Origin of the sequence: Aquamicrobium sp., from assembly GCF_023954335.1 — a bacterium.
GTDB lineage: Bacteria > Pseudomonadota > Alphaproteobacteria > Rhizobiales > Rhizobiaceae > Aerobium.
Genome location: NZ_JAMLIE010000002.1, coordinates 438876 through 451291 on the forward strand (window position 1 = coordinate 438876; position 12416 = coordinate 451291).

Consider the following 12416-nt stretch of genomic DNA (forward strand, 5'->3'; position numbering starts at 1 on the left):
TCTCTATAATGGTAGGCGGTCAGCCTTCGACGCGGGCGTCGTAGCCGGCGCCCTCGACCGCGTCGGCCAGCGCCTGCGCCGCCACGCCGTCCTCGGCGGCGACGGTGGCCCGGCCGGCGGCGAGGTCGACGGTGGCGCTCCTGACGCCCGGCTGGGCGGCGAGAAGCCGCTCGACCGAGGCCTTGCAGCCGCCGCAGGTCATGCCTTCGATCTTCAGCACGATGTCCATGGTCCGAACTCCCTGTCTGTCGTTCGTGAGACAGATAGGGTTTCCAGTTACTGGAAGGTCAAGGGGAATGCGGAATGAATTTCAGCGGCGGGTTCAGATGCCGGCCGGGCGGGCCGCCGTCGGCACCGAGGCGGGGGCCCCGAAAATGTCGTCGAGGGTGAGCAGGATGCGCTGCACGTTGGGGGAGGAGCAGGAGTAATAGATCATCTGCCGCTCGCGACGGGTCTCGACCAGCCCCATGCCGCGCAGCTTGGCCAGGTGCTGCGACAGGGCCGACTGGCTCAGCTCGACCTTTTCGGCGATTTCCCCGACGGACAGCTCGCCGCAAAGGAGATGGCACATGATCGCCAGGCGTTTCCCATTGCCGATTGCGGACAGAAATTCCGCCACCATGTCGGCATTGTCGACAAGCTGCTTCGATATCATTTCGTCCCCATCGCCGCATTTCATCAGGCGCTACGGGGGTAAGAACGCCGGATGGTCCTCGCAGGTTGCATCCCGTCCGCTACCCGGCATGCATGCAACCTAACGTAGTCTAAACTTCCCTAATCACAAGCCACCGAAGGGAAAAATTGATGGGCAAGACTGTCGCGGTCATTCTGGACCAATCGTTGTCCTTGCCTGGCGGGCCTCGATCGCCATGGCGACGAGCGTCTTGTGCATGTCCGGCGCGTCGCCCAGCGGCTCCCTGAACGGGATGCGCAGCACCCTGTCGCCGGCGGCGAGATCGAAGCCGTCGGCGTCGATGCCGGTCATCACCCAGACCTCGTCGCCCCTGGCCTTGCCGAACACGGCGGCATAGTTGGCGACGGCGTCGGCGTGGTCCTCGTTCATGTGCTCGACGGCGCGGCGCTCGGCGGCTGCGATGGCGTCGAGCCTGTCGCCGGCGGTCAGCAGGTTCTCGCGCGTCAGGGCGAAGGCCTTGCCGAAGCCGCCATTGAGGCTCGCCCGCTGCGGCTCCAGCCGGTAGAAGGCGAAATCGCCGAGGCCGGCATAGAGCTTCGCCTTCGGGTTGTGCGACAGGAAGCGCCATTCGATGCGCGCGTGGCGCGGATCGTCGCGAGCGATCTTCTCGGCGATGCAGGCGAGGGTGATGCGCGCATGCGCCATGGCGTCGCCCTTGCCGGGCTCGCCCAGCAGCAGCGAGCAGCGCGGATCGGCCTCGATGCCGCCGGTATGGGCGGCGAGCCCCGAGATCAGGATGATCGGTGCGCCGTCATGGTCGGTCGCGACCGCGACGCGGCTGGCGAGCGGCGCGCCGCTTCCCGGCTCCAGCACCGCGATGGCTCCGTGGCGGGCGGTGCGGATCAGGCCCCGGGCGAGGCGGATGGCTTCGTCGTCGGTCGGGCGCAGGACGTCCCTGGTCTTCTCCGCCATGTGGGCACTCCGATAAGTTGAGGCGATTTCTCTGCTTATTGGCCGACTATGCCGGCGCTGGCAAGCCGTTCCGCCTCGTCGGCGTCGATGCCGAAGCCCGACAGCGTCGCGGCGGCGTCGCGCAAGGCCTCGCCCGAACGCGCGCCCGGCGTGCGCGAAAAGCGCGGGGCGGGGTTCGGCCGGGTCAGCCCGTTCGTGGTCGCGTGCAGGTCCCGCGCGCGGTTGTGCGGGTGGCCGGGCGCTTCGGCCAGCGACAGCACCGGCGCGACACAGGCGTCGGAAGCCTCGAACAGCGCCGCCCATTCGTCCCGGCCGCGTGTTGCGATGCGCGTAGCGATCGCCTCGCGCATCGCCGGCCAGCGCGACTGGTCGTATTGCGCGTTTGCGAACGCCTCCGGCAGCGGCAGAAGCCGGCAGAACTCGGCGAAGAATTGCGGCTCGAGGCAGGCGACGGCGACGAAGCCGCCATCGGCGCATTCGTAGGTGTCGTAGAAGGGCGTGCCGGAATCGAGCAGGTTCGAGCCCCGCCCCTCGCGCCAGATCCCCGCGGCGAGGAAGCCGAAGAACGGCGCGGCCAGCATCGAGGCGCCGTCGACCATGGCGGCGTCGACGACCTGCCCCCTGCCGGAGCGGTCCTTCTCGACCAGCGCCGCCAGCACCCCGGCGATCAGGAACATGGTGCCGCCGCCATAGTCGGCGGCGAGGTTGAGCGGCGGCACCGGCTTGCCGCCCTTCGGGCCGATGGCGGAGAGGACGCCGGTGAGCGCCAGATAGGTGAGGTCGTGGCCGGCGCGGTTCGCCAGCGGCCCGTCCTGGCCGAAGCCGGTCATCCGGCCGTAGACGAGGCCGGGATTGCGCGCCAGCGCGACGTCGGGCCCGAGGCCGAGCCGCTCCATCACGCCGGGGCGGAAGCCTTCGAGCAGGATGTCGGCCTTGCCGATCAGGCCGAGCAGCAGCGCCGTGCCTTCCGGCCGCTTCAGGTCGATGCGCAGGATCTCGCGGCCGTGGCGGTCGAGGTCGAACTCAGGCGGCAAATTGAGGAACGCCTGCTCCCTGGCCAGCCGCTCGACGCGCACCACGCGCGCGCCGAGTTCGGCGAGGATCAGGCCGGCGAGCGGCACCGGCCCGAGGCCGGCCATCTCGACGACGGTCAGGCCCGCGAGGGGGCCGGGTTTGTTCCCCGTTCCGTTCCCAGCCATGGCGTGGCTCAGCGCGGGGCCATGCGGATCGCGCCGTCGAGGCGGATCACCTCGCCGTTCAGCATCTGGTTCTCGACGATGTGGCAGGCGAGGGCGCCATATTCGGACGGCTCGCCGAGCCGCGACGGGAACGGCACCTGAAGCCCGAGCGACTTCTGCGCGTCCTCCGGCAGGCCGGCCAGCATCGGCGTCTTGAAGATGCCCGGCGCGATGGTCATGACGCGGATGCCGGAGCGGGCGAGGTCGCGCGCCACCGGCAGCGTCATGCCGACGATGCCGCCCTTGGACGAGGAATAGGCGGCCTGGCCGATCTGGCCGTCATAGGCGGCGACGGAGGCGGTGTTGATGATGACGCCGCGCTCGTCGCCCGCCAGCGGCTCCAGCGCCTCGGCGCGGACGGCGAACAGCCGGATCATGTTGAACGAGCCGACGAGGTTGACGTCGATGACCTTGCGGTAGATGTCGAGCGGGTGCGCGCCGTCCTTGCCCGTGGTCTTCATGGCGATGGCGACGCCGGCGCAGTTGACGAGGATGCGGGTCGCGCCCAGCTTCTCCGCGACCTCGGCGAAGGCGGCGGTGCCGCTCTCGTCGCTCGACACGTCGCACTTCACCGCGATGCCGCCGATCTCCGCCGCCACCGCCTGCGCGCGCTCCATGCCGATGTCGAACAGCGCGACCTTCGCGCCTTTCGCCGCCAGCGCGCGCGCCGTGGCCTCACCGAGACCGGAGCCGCCGCCGGTGACGATCGCGACCTGTCCTGCTGGGTTCATGAAAATTCCTCCCGGGGGATTGTTGGACGTTGAACAATTTACGCCATCTTATCGACCCGCCCCGCCGGGGCGCAAGCCGATCCGGGCGTTACGGAAGGAGAAGACCGTGCGGCCTGTGGGCGCGCCTCCCGCGGCAGGCCGGCGGGGCGGGCGGGGAGACAACGCGACAGCGCCACATTTGCCGGGTTCAATCCGCGCGGGGGACCTGACGAGGAGGTCAGCATGACGCAGATTCCCATCAACGCCGACCCGAGGCTCGACCTCGTGCTCGAACGCGAGATCGACGTTCCGGTCGAGGCCGTGTGGACGGCGTGGACGACGCCCTCGTCGCTGCCCGAATGGTTCGTGCCGAAGCCGTGGACGATCACCGCCTGCGACATGGACGTGCGCCCGGGCGGCCATTTCCGCACGACGATGCGCTCGCCGGAGGGCGAGGAGTTCCCCAATGTCGGCTGCTATCTCGAAGTGACGCCCAACCGGCGCCTGATCTTCACCGACACACTGCTGCCGGGATACCGCCCGTCGCCGAAGCCGTTCTTCACCGCGGTTCTGGAGCTTTCCCCGCACGGGCAGGGCACGCATTACCGGGCCGTCGCCATCCACGGCGACGAAGAAACGCGCAAGAGCCACGAGCAGATGGGATTCCACGAAGGCTGGGGCATCGTGGTCGACCAGATGGTGGCCCACATCAAGGCGAACGGCGGATAGCGGGACGACGTCGTCCCGCAGCCGGCTATCGCCTGAGCACCGCGCCCAGCACGTCGGTGATGCCGATTGCGCCGACGAAGCGCGAGGATTCGTCGAACAGGGCGACCGGCGCGGTGCGCGAGCGGTGCATCGCCTGCATCACCGCTTTCAGCGAGGTGCTGGGCTTGGCCCAGTAGATGCTGCTCGCCGTGTCCGCCAGCGGCTGGAAGGGGTCGCACGACACCCAGTCGGCCGGCTTGTCGTCGCGCATCGCCGCAGTCACCAGCCCATTGGCGTCGAGCCGGAAGCGCGAGGTCTTGCGCCGGTCGAGCCAGACCCAGCCGTCGCCGGCGTCCTCGAGGTCACGGCGGTCGCGCATGACGTTCCATGCCGTCAGCACCGACAGCGGGTTCACGTTGGCGATGAAGTCGCGGACATAGTCGTTGGCCGGGTTGAGGACGATGTCCTCCGGCGCGCCCGTCTGGACGATGCGCCCGCCCTCCATGATGGTGATGCGGTTGCCGATCTTCAGCGCCTCCTCGAGGTCGTGGCTGACGAAGACGATGGTCTTCTTCAGCCGCGCCTGAAGCTCCAGCAGCTCGTCCTGCAGCTTGGTGCGGATCAGCGGGTCGAGCGCGGAGAACGGCTCGTCCATAAGCAGGATTGGCGCTTCGGTGGCGAAGGCGCGGGCGAGGCCGACGCGCTGCTGCATGCCGCCGGAAAGCTCGTGGGCGTATTTTCCCGCCCATTCCGTGAGGCCGACGAGGGCGAGCTGCTTCGCCACCCGTTCCTTGCGCTCGGGCGCCGGCACGCCGGCGAGCTCCAGCCCGAAGCCGACATTTTCCTCGACCGTGCGCCACGGCAGCAGCGCGAATTGCTGGAACACCATGGCGACGCTCTCGCGGCGGATGCGGCGCAGTTCCGCGGCAGGGCAGGAGACGACGTCGACGGAGCGGCCGCGGTCGTGGACGACGACCTCGCCGCGCGTCACCGCGTTCAGCCCGTTGACGGCGCGCAGCAGCGTCGACTTGCCCGAGCCCGACAGGCCCATCAGCACCGAGATCTCACCTTGCTCCACGGTGAGCGACGCGCCGGCGCAGCCGACCACGGAGCCGGTCTTTTCGAGGATCTCGGCGCGGCTCGCGCCGGCGTCGATCATGGCGAGGGCCTTGGCCTTCTCGTCGCCGAAGACGATGTCGACGTGTCTGAACTCGACGGCCGCGCTCATTTGCGCGGCTCCGTGCCGATGCGCGCCATGCGGTCGAGGATGATGGCGAGGATGACGATGGCGAGGCCGGCTTCGAGCCCGAGCGGGATGTTGACGGAGTTGAGCGCGCGCACCACCGGCCGGCCGAGGCCGTTGGCGCCGATCAGCGCCGCGATCACCACCATCGACAGCGACAGCATGATGCACTGGGTCAGGCCCGCCATGATGGTCGGCAGGGCCGAGGGCAGCTCGACCTTCCACAGCAATTGCCGCTTCGTCGCGCCGAAGGATTCGCCGGCCTCCAGCAGCGGCTTCGGCACCGAGGTGATGCCGAGATAGGTGAGGCGGATCGGCGCGGGCGAGGCGAAGATGACGGTGACGATCAGCCCCGGCGCGATGCCGAGGCCGAACAGGATCAGCACCGGGATGAGGTAGACGAAGGTCGGCAGCGTCTGCATCAGGTCGAGGATCGGCTGGAGGATGCGGTAGACGCGCTCGTTATGCGCGGCCCAGATGCCGATGGGCACGCCGATGGCCATAGAGCAGGCGGTGGCGGCGACGACGAGCACCAGCGTCTCGACCGTCTCCTTCCACAGGCCCTGGTTGATGATGAACAGGAAGCCGAGGACGACGCCGGCGGCGAGCGTCCACGACCGCTTGAGGACGAAGGCGAGGGCCGCGATCAGCAGCACGACGACGATGGGCGGCAGCCACAGCAGGCCGGCGACGAGGCCGTTGAGCACGCTCGAGAGCCAGGCGGCCAGCGTGTCGAAGAACAGGGCGAAGTTGGTCGTCAGGAAATCGAAGAACTCGCGGCCCCAGCGGCCGACCGGGATCTTCCACCCGGCGATCCATTGCGAGATCGGGTCCATGGTCCTTCAGTCCCCCTTTCGTCTCGGGCCGGCAGGCTTGCGCCGCCCCTCATCCGGCCCTTCGGGCCACCTTCTCCCCGTGAACGGGGAGAAGGGAAAGCTGCGAGGTCGCGGCCATCCTTCCTCTCCCCTTTTACGGGGAGAGGATGCCGGCAGGCAGGTGAGGGGCAGCGCCGTGTCTCCCTAGTGGGTGCCTAGAGGCCGAGCGCCGCCTTCACCACGGCCGATCCGTCGCCGCCGTCGAAGGCGGTCACGCCGTCGAGCCAGGGCGTCAGCGCGTCGGGGTTGGCCTTTAGCCAGTCGCTCGCCGCCGTGTTCGGCTCCTTGCCGTCGTCGAGGATCGCGCCCATGATCTCGTTCTCCATCTGGAGCGAGAAGACGAGGTTGGTCAGGAACTTGCCGACGTTCGGGCATTCCTGCACGTAGCCCTTGCGGGTGTTGGTCAAGACGGTCGCGCCGCCATAGTCGGGGCCGAACACGTCGTCGCCACCGGCGAGATACTCCATCTCGATGTTGGCATTCATCGGGTGCGGCTCCCAGCCGAGGAAGACCATGTGCTGCTCGGATCGCGCGCCGCGCATGACGGCCGACAGCATGCCGGCTTCCGAGCTCTCGACCAGCTCGAAGCCGGAAAGGCCGAACTGGTCTCCTTCGATCATGTCGAGGATCAGGCGGTTGCCGTCGTTGCCCGGCTCGATGCCGTAGATCTTGCCCTCGAGCTGGTCGCGGAACTGGGCGATGTCCTGGAAGGTCTTCAGCCCGGCGTCGAAGGTGTATTTCGGCACGGCGAGCGTGTATTTCGCGCCGGTCAGGTTGGTGACGATGGTCTCGACCGAGCCGTCCTCGCGATAGGGCGCGATGTCGGCTTCCATGGTCGGCATCCAGTTGCCGAGGAAGACGTCGATGTCGCCGCTCTTCAGCGAAGCGTAGGTGACGGGCACGGACAGCACCTGCACTTCCGGCTGGTAGCCGAGCGCCGAGAGGATGACGGAGGCGGTCGCCGTGGTCGAGGTGATGTCGGTCCAGCCGACATCGGAGAAGGTGACGGTGCGGCAGCTTTCCGCGTCAGCCGCCGCCGCCGCGCCCGCACCGAGCGTGAGCGAAAGCGCAAAGGCGGCCGAAATCGTTGCAATTCGTGACATAAAACGTCTCCCCAACTGAACTGGCGGTAATTTTTGTTCTTGAGCCAAACATCATTTGTCCGCCGTTTCAACCCGCAGGGGCGCGACGAATGACGCCGTGCACTTGTCTTTCGACGACAGTGCCTGTCGTTTTCCAATAGGCCGCTGCGGGCGGTTCCGCAATGCGAAGCGCAGCACGGCGCCGATTGCCGTCTTTCAATCGCAATCCGTGCCACATATATTCCGCAAACGCTGCACAGACCGCCCCAGCAACCGGAGAGACACGCGCATGGCCACGCTTCAGAATTTCGACGCCGAGATCGCCAAGACCAAACGCGTGGTCGAGGACATGCGCTCCAGGATCGAGCAGTCCGGCGTGGTGCTGGAGCAGTTCGCCCAGGCCGACGCCAAGATCGGCGCCGCCGATTTCGACATCGAGAACGCGCGCATCCAGGACGTGCTCAACCAGCAGAAGGTGATGGAAGGCAACATCGCCGACCTCATCATCGGGCTGGAGGACGCCACCAACGTCTTCGGCTCCGAGTTTGAGAGCATGAAGAGCTATACGGCGTGGGAGAATTTCATCGGCATCTTCTCCGCCCAGCGCAAGCAGCGCATGCGCACCGAGCGCGTGCGCAACATGTCGCTCGCCGGCAACCTTCAGGAGCTGCTGGCCAAGTCCGACACCATCGTCGGCATCCTGAAGGAGCAGAAGAACATCCTCGACCAGCGCTACAAGACCTCGGAGGCCAGCCTTTCGCAGGTGATCGAGCGGCGCAAGCGCACCATCGAGGAGCTGACCGCGACGCAGAAGCGCATCGAGGAGCTGAACCCGCTGCTGCTCGACATCGAGAACCGCATCGCCGCCTCGACCAGCCAGACCGAGCGCACCGAGCTGGAGGGCGAGCGCTCGAAGCTCGCCACGGAGTACAACGAGCGTCAGGCCAAGGAGCAGGAGCTCTTGGCCGAGAGCCAGACGCTGGAGCGCTACACCGCGATGTTCCAGACCTTCGTCGACTCGCTCAACAACCAGATCGCGGCGCAGAACACGCTGATCAACAAGCTGACCATCGACACCGAGCAGCGCATCGTCCTCTACAAGGCGCTGGAGGATTCGCTGAAGACCGCCGCCCAGCAGGAGGTCGCCCACCGCATCAACACGCTGGGCAGCCAGGTCGACAACACCGCCGAGGAGACCATGGCCGGCATCGGCGCGGCGGCGCAGCGCCATATCGGCGACCTGCTGGAGCTGCACGAGAAGAACATGGTGACGACGGCCGACATCCAGCGCCGCAAGAAGCTGGCCGACGACGCCTTCGCCCGCCGCTTCGAGGACGTGCTGCGGAAGCACAACGCCGCCGACTACGTGAAGCAGTAGGCGGCCGCGCCAAGCCGGGGTTCCTGACGCATGGCTCCCGCCAACGATGCCGCCGCGCGCTATTTCGGCGCGATCACCGCCGCGCTGGAAGGTCTCGACATCTTCCTGCGCGACGACCGCTCGCCACTCTACCGGCACGACCTCGTCGCCCGCGTGATGTCGGAATACATCGTGCGGCTGGAGAACTCGTTCTCTTCGTGGCGCAACCGGCTCGGCTTCATGGAAACGTTCCGCATCAGCAGGGCCGAGAGCGGCTATCCGGTGTTCCAGAACGTCTTGGAGCTGGAGAACGACCGCCGCACCGCCGAGAAGCGGCTGGCCGCCATCCCCGAGCCGGACGTGCTGCGCGCGGAGATGGCCGATTTCATCCTGCGCCGGCGGGCCATGCCCGAGGCGCTGCGCAAGTCGATGGCCGAGCGGCTCTATCTGGAGGACGTGTCGTCGGGCCTGACCTTCGCGCCCTTCGTGCTGCCGAAGACGATCCGCGTCTCGGTCAACCCGAAGACCATGCGGCCGATCTGCGTCGTCCACTGGGGCGCGTTCGACGGCTCGGCCAATCTGCCGCTGGTCTACATGGCGACGATCGAGGATTCCTCGGAGAACGTCGTCAAGACACTGGTGACGAAGGACGGCAAGCTCAACGAGAAGGTCAAGGTGCCGCTTCCGATCGAGGGGCTGCTCAACCCCGATCTCGCCCACCGCTTCGACGATTTCTGCGAGAAGAACTCGGCCTATTCGCTGTCGCCCGCCACCATCGCCGGCAATCTCGACAAGGATTTCGAGACGCTGCATCCGAAGCAGCTTCGCCGCGTCGTCCTGGGGCCGTTCTACTCGGCCGGCATCACCGAGCACAATTCGACCGTGGCGGAAGTCCTGTCCAAGGTGCGGCGCGAGGAGAATGCGTGGCTGCTGACATGGACGGTGCAGGAAATCTTCTCCAAGGCCGAGCAGCCGGCGCGCAAGGGCCTGTTCTCGCGCCAGCCGGCGCGCGAGGAGTTCCACATCGAGACCGACGACCTCGAAGCCGCGCGGCAGGGTGTCTCGTCCTACGAACGCCACGCGCTGATCCCGCACGAGGCCTATCAGGCACTCTACGCCGCCGGCGAGGCGCAGAAGATCTTCGCCGGCTATCAGGTGCACATCATTTCCAACGGCCAGGTCATCAGCGACGTTTAGGAGAGGAAAGACATGGACACCGGCCTGACCGCGGTTCCCGAAGCCGACATCGAGAAGCATCGCGCGATGGCGCAGAGCTTCATCACCCGCATCGTGGTGCTGGAGGATTCGTCCGGGCGCTCGCAGACCGAGCTTGCCGGCACCGGCCGCCGCTTCGTCTCGACGGTCTCGACCGGCTCGGTCCGGCGCACCCGCGAGGTGGAGCTGGCGAAAACCGTGCAGGCGGTGCGGCCCGACGACCAGCTTCTTTCGGTTCCCCAGCACACGGCGCTCTACCGCGCGCGGCGCGGGCTCGCCGTCGCCATGGCCGTCGCCGACGTGTTCGCCCGCTCGACGGCGCTCGAGGACCTTCAGGCGAAGAACGCCCGCTCGCCGCTCGAGGGCGAGGACGTCGCCCATTACAAGCGGCTGCTCTCGGCCGCGGCCTACGTCGCCGCCTTCACCTTCGCCTCCTACCTGCTCCAGACCGTCGAGAGCGACGCCGAGGCCCCGAGCGACGTGCATGAGCCGGACTATGTGTTCGATACCCAGCAGGACGCGCTGAAAAGCCTGATCGCCGGCCTCGATGCCGCGCTTGCCGGGGCGAAGGACGATGCGGACCTTAGCCCCCGCATCCGCGCCTTCGCCACCGCCGCCATCGAGGGCCTCTTGTCGCGCAAGGGCCGGTTCGACGCGCTGGGCGCGTTCGAGAACGCGCATATCCGCGTCGAGAAGGACGATTTCACCCTCGACGGCTTCGACGTCGCGCCCGGCCGCAAGTCGAAGCCCCTGGTGATGCAGTTCCGCAAGCCGGAGGAGGTGGTCGGCAACCACATCGCTAAGTACCAGTCGCTGAAGCTCGCCAAGATGCTGATGGCCTACGATTTCGACCGGCAGGCGAATCCGTTCGTCGAGCTGGGCGGCTTCCTCTTCACCTTCATCGGCGACGGTGCGCCCGGCACCGGCAAGACGACGCTGATCCAGATGATCGCCGGCATCGTCAACGACTACGCGCAGGTGGCGGGGGTGCCTTTCCACTACGAGAATTTCGGCGTCGACCAGATCTCATCCTATCAGGGCAAGTCGGGCCAGAACTGCCGGCAATTCATCAACAACGTCCTGAACCCGCGGGCCATCGGCTTCGGCACCATCGACGACATCGACCAGGTGGCGGCGAAGCGCTCCGACGACCGCGCCTCGGCCGGCCAGCAGGAGATCACCGGCGTTTTGATGGACGCATTCGCGGGTGCTGCCACCGTCGTGCGCGGCAACTGCTCGTTCGGCATGTTCTCCAACTATCCCGAGAATGTCGACGACGCGCTGCGCCAGCGCGCCGGCGCGCGCTGGCTGGTCGACGGGCCGCAGACGAAGGACGACTATATCGACATCTTCGTGCTGCTCGCCGGCAAGAACCACGCGATACCGCTCGGCGACCACGAGCTCTACGCGGCGCAGGAGATCCAGCGCGCCGTCGAGACGGCCTATGAAAACCATTCGAAGCCGCAGGAGGAGGGGCTGAAGAAGGTCTACGACCGCTTCATGGACGAGCGCGGCGAGCCGAAGACGCTGGCCGAGATCGGCGACTATCTCCACCGCATCAAGGAGGCCGAGCCGCGCTTCACCGGGCGGGCGATCAAGAACGTCACCGACGCGATCAAGATGCGCGCCATGGACATCGAATTGCCCGACGAGTGGTTCGAGACGCGCGAAGCCTTCATGGGCAAGTCCTACGACGAGAAGAAGGCGATGATCTCCGAGCTGCGCCGGCCGTTCACGATGGACATGGTGATGCAGGAGATCAATCGCTACGCCGATTCCGAGTTCCGCTATTCCGACAAGTCCGACGACGCGGCGGTCGACAGGCTGGTCCGCGACGCCCGCCTGCGCGAGCGCGCCTTGGCCGAGATCGAGGCGTTGAAGGCGAAGGGGCACTGGAACGCCTGATCGTTTCCTTCTCCCCGTTCACGGGGAGAAGGTGCCCGAAGGGCGGATGAGGGGCGGCGCGATGCGTGGCGGAAATGCGCGAAGGACGACGAGGGCGAGGCAGCTTCGCCATGTCGAGAATGAGGCTGAAGAGGTATTGTGGCACGAATTGCGGGGACGGCGTTTGAACGGGCACAAGTTCATACGACAATTGCCAATCGGGCCGTACTTCGCCGATTTCGCCTGTCGTGAAACCAGCCTTGTTGTGGAAGTGGACGGAAGTCAGCATGCCGAACAAGAGCACGATGGCTTTCGGGACGAGACGATGAACAGGAATGGCTGGTCGGTTTTGCGATTTTGGCACGCTGATGTGCTACGAAGCAGAAAGAAGGTTCTTGAAACGATAGTGGCTGCGCTGGACGGCCGGCTTGATCGCAGGATGGTTTCCGTCGAGATGAAATTCCTGCCCGCTTTCAGGAACGCCGAGCAATGATTGTG

Annotated in this window: 13 protein-coding genes; 5 read left to right on the forward strand and 8 right to left on the reverse strand. The window is 66.8% G+C overall.

Annotation, left to right across the window (positions count from 1 at the left end; all coding sequences use genetic code 11):
• Window positions 1–19: 19 nt before the first annotated feature.
• The 5 genes from M9945_RS14810 to M9945_RS14830 form a co-directional block, all read right to left on the reverse strand.
• Window positions 20–229, reverse strand: coding sequence for a heavy-metal-associated domain-containing protein (locus M9945_RS14810; protein ID WP_367928951.1), 210 nt, complete (start codon window positions 227–229; stop codon window positions 20–22).
• A 93-nt stretch (window positions 230–322) separates the two neighbouring features.
• Window positions 323–655, reverse strand: coding sequence for an ArsR/SmtB family transcription factor (locus M9945_RS14815; protein ID WP_367945217.1), 333 nt, complete (start codon window positions 653–655; stop codon window positions 323–325).
• A 168-nt stretch (window positions 656–823) separates the two neighbouring features.
• Entirely contained in the window at window positions 824–1606 is a 783-nt protein-coding gene (locus M9945_RS14820) for a HugZ family protein (protein WP_367945218.1), read from the reverse strand.
• A gap of 35 nt (window positions 1607–1641) precedes the next feature.
• A complete protein-coding gene (locus tag M9945_RS14825) occupies window positions 1642–2805 on the reverse strand; it encodes a CaiB/BaiF CoA transferase family protein (RefSeq protein ID WP_367945219.1) in 1164 nt (387 codons plus the stop codon).
• An 8-nt stretch (window positions 2806–2813) separates the two neighbouring features.
• A complete protein-coding gene (locus tag M9945_RS14830) occupies window positions 2814–3575 on the reverse strand; it encodes a 3-hydroxyacyl-CoA dehydrogenase (RefSeq protein WP_367945220.1) in 762 nt (253 codons plus the stop codon).
• Between the two features lie 222 nt (window positions 3576–3797).
• Between M9945_RS14830 and M9945_RS14835 the strand changes: the two genes are divergently transcribed.
• Entirely contained in the window at window positions 3798–4283 is a 486-nt protein-coding gene (locus M9945_RS14835) for an SRPBCC family protein (protein ID WP_367945221.1), read from the forward strand.
• 25 nt (window positions 4284–4308) lie between these two features.
• On the opposite strand, the gene choV is transcribed toward M9945_RS14835, so the two are convergent.
• From choV to M9945_RS14850, 3 genes are all read right to left on the reverse strand, one after another.
• The gene (gene choV, locus M9945_RS14840) at window positions 4309–5490 is read right to left on the reverse strand and encodes a choline ABC transporter ATP-binding protein (protein WP_367928957.1); all 1182 of its coding nucleotides are present in this window, start codon (window positions 5488–5490) and stop codon (window positions 4309–4311) included.
• Window positions 5487–6341: a choline ABC transporter permease subunit gene (gene choW, locus M9945_RS14845; RefSeq protein WP_367945222.1), complete on the reverse strand. Its 855-nt coding sequence runs from the start codon at window positions 6339–6341 to the stop codon at window positions 5487–5489. The genes choV and choW overlap by 4 nt, the downstream gene beginning before the upstream one ends.
• Window positions 6342–6535: 194 nt before the next feature.
• Window positions 6536–7483, reverse strand: coding sequence for a choline ABC transporter substrate-binding protein (locus tag M9945_RS14850; RefSeq protein WP_367945223.1), 948 nt, complete (start codon window positions 7481–7483; stop codon window positions 6536–6538).
• A gap of 268 nt (window positions 7484–7751) precedes the next feature.
• On the opposite strand from M9945_RS14850, the gene M9945_RS14855 reads away from it, so the two are divergent.
• The 4 genes from M9945_RS14855 to M9945_RS14870 all read left to right on the forward strand — a co-directional run bounded on the left by M9945_RS14855 (window position 7752) and on the right by M9945_RS14870 (window position 12411).
• Entirely contained in the window at window positions 7752–8840 is a 1089-nt protein-coding gene (locus M9945_RS14855; RefSeq protein ID WP_367945224.1) for a hypothetical protein, read from the forward strand.
• 30 nt (window positions 8841–8870) lie between these two features.
• Window positions 8871–10016 (forward strand): hypothetical protein, encoded by a 1146-nt coding sequence (locus M9945_RS14860; protein WP_367928961.1) that lies wholly within the window; start codon window positions 8871–8873, stop codon window positions 10014–10016.
• A gap of 12 nt (window positions 10017–10028) precedes the next feature.
• Window positions 10029–11939, forward strand: a complete 1911-nt coding sequence (locus M9945_RS14865) for an ATP-binding protein (protein WP_367945225.1) — start codon at window positions 10029–10031, stop codon at window positions 11937–11939.
• Between the two features lie 61 nt (window positions 11940–12000).
• Window positions 12001–12411, forward strand: a complete 411-nt coding sequence (locus M9945_RS14870; RefSeq protein WP_367945593.1) for an endonuclease domain-containing protein — start codon at window positions 12001–12003, stop codon at window positions 12409–12411.
• Window positions 12412–12416 lie beyond the last annotated feature (5 nt).

What these genes read in the sequence shown, in the direction of transcription:
- M9945_RS14810 (WP_367928951.1), bottom strand. Translation starts at nt 229, where the DNA reads ATGGACATCGTGCTGAAGATCGAAGGCATGACCTGCGGCGGCTGCAAG.
- M9945_RS14815 (WP_367945217.1), bottom strand. Translation starts at nt 655, where the DNA reads ATGATATCGAAGCAGCTTGTCGACAATGCCGACATGGTGGCGGAATTT.
- M9945_RS14820 (WP_367945218.1), bottom strand. Translation starts at nt 1,606, where the DNA reads ATGGCGGAGAAGACCAGGGACGTCCTGCGCCCGACCGACGACGAAGCC.
- M9945_RS14825 (WP_367945219.1), bottom strand. Translation starts at nt 2,805, where the DNA reads ATGGCTGGGAACGGAACGGGGAACAAACCCGGCCCCCTCGCGGGCCTG.
- M9945_RS14830 (WP_367945220.1), bottom strand. Translation starts at nt 3,575, where the DNA reads ATGAACCCAGCAGGACAGGTCGCGATCGTCACCGGCGGCGGCTCCGGT.
- M9945_RS14835 (WP_367945221.1), top strand. Translation starts at nt 3,798, where the DNA reads ATGACGCAGATTCCCATCAACGCCGACCCGAGGCTCGACCTCGTGCTC.
- choV (WP_367928957.1), bottom strand. Translation starts at nt 5,490, where the DNA reads ATGAGCGCGGCCGTCGAGTTCAGACACGTCGACATCGTCTTCGGCGAC.
- choW (WP_367945222.1), bottom strand. Translation starts at nt 6,341, where the DNA reads ATGGACCCGATCTCGCAATGGATCGCCGGGTGGAAGATCCCGGTCGGC.
- M9945_RS14850 (WP_367945223.1), bottom strand. Translation starts at nt 7,483, where the DNA reads ATGTCACGAATTGCAACGATTTCGGCCGCCTTTGCGCTTTCGCTCACG.
- M9945_RS14855 (WP_367945224.1), top strand. Translation starts at nt 7,752, where the DNA reads ATGGCCACGCTTCAGAATTTCGACGCCGAGATCGCCAAGACCAAACGC.
- M9945_RS14860 (WP_367928961.1), top strand. Translation starts at nt 8,871, where the DNA reads ATGGCTCCCGCCAACGATGCCGCCGCGCGCTATTTCGGCGCGATCACC.
- M9945_RS14865 (WP_367945225.1), top strand. Translation starts at nt 10,029, where the DNA reads ATGGACACCGGCCTGACCGCGGTTCCCGAAGCCGACATCGAGAAGCAT.
- M9945_RS14870 (WP_367945593.1), top strand. Translation starts at nt 12,001, where the DNA reads ATGCGTGGCGGAAATGCGCGAAGGACGACGAGGGCGAGGCAGCTTCGC.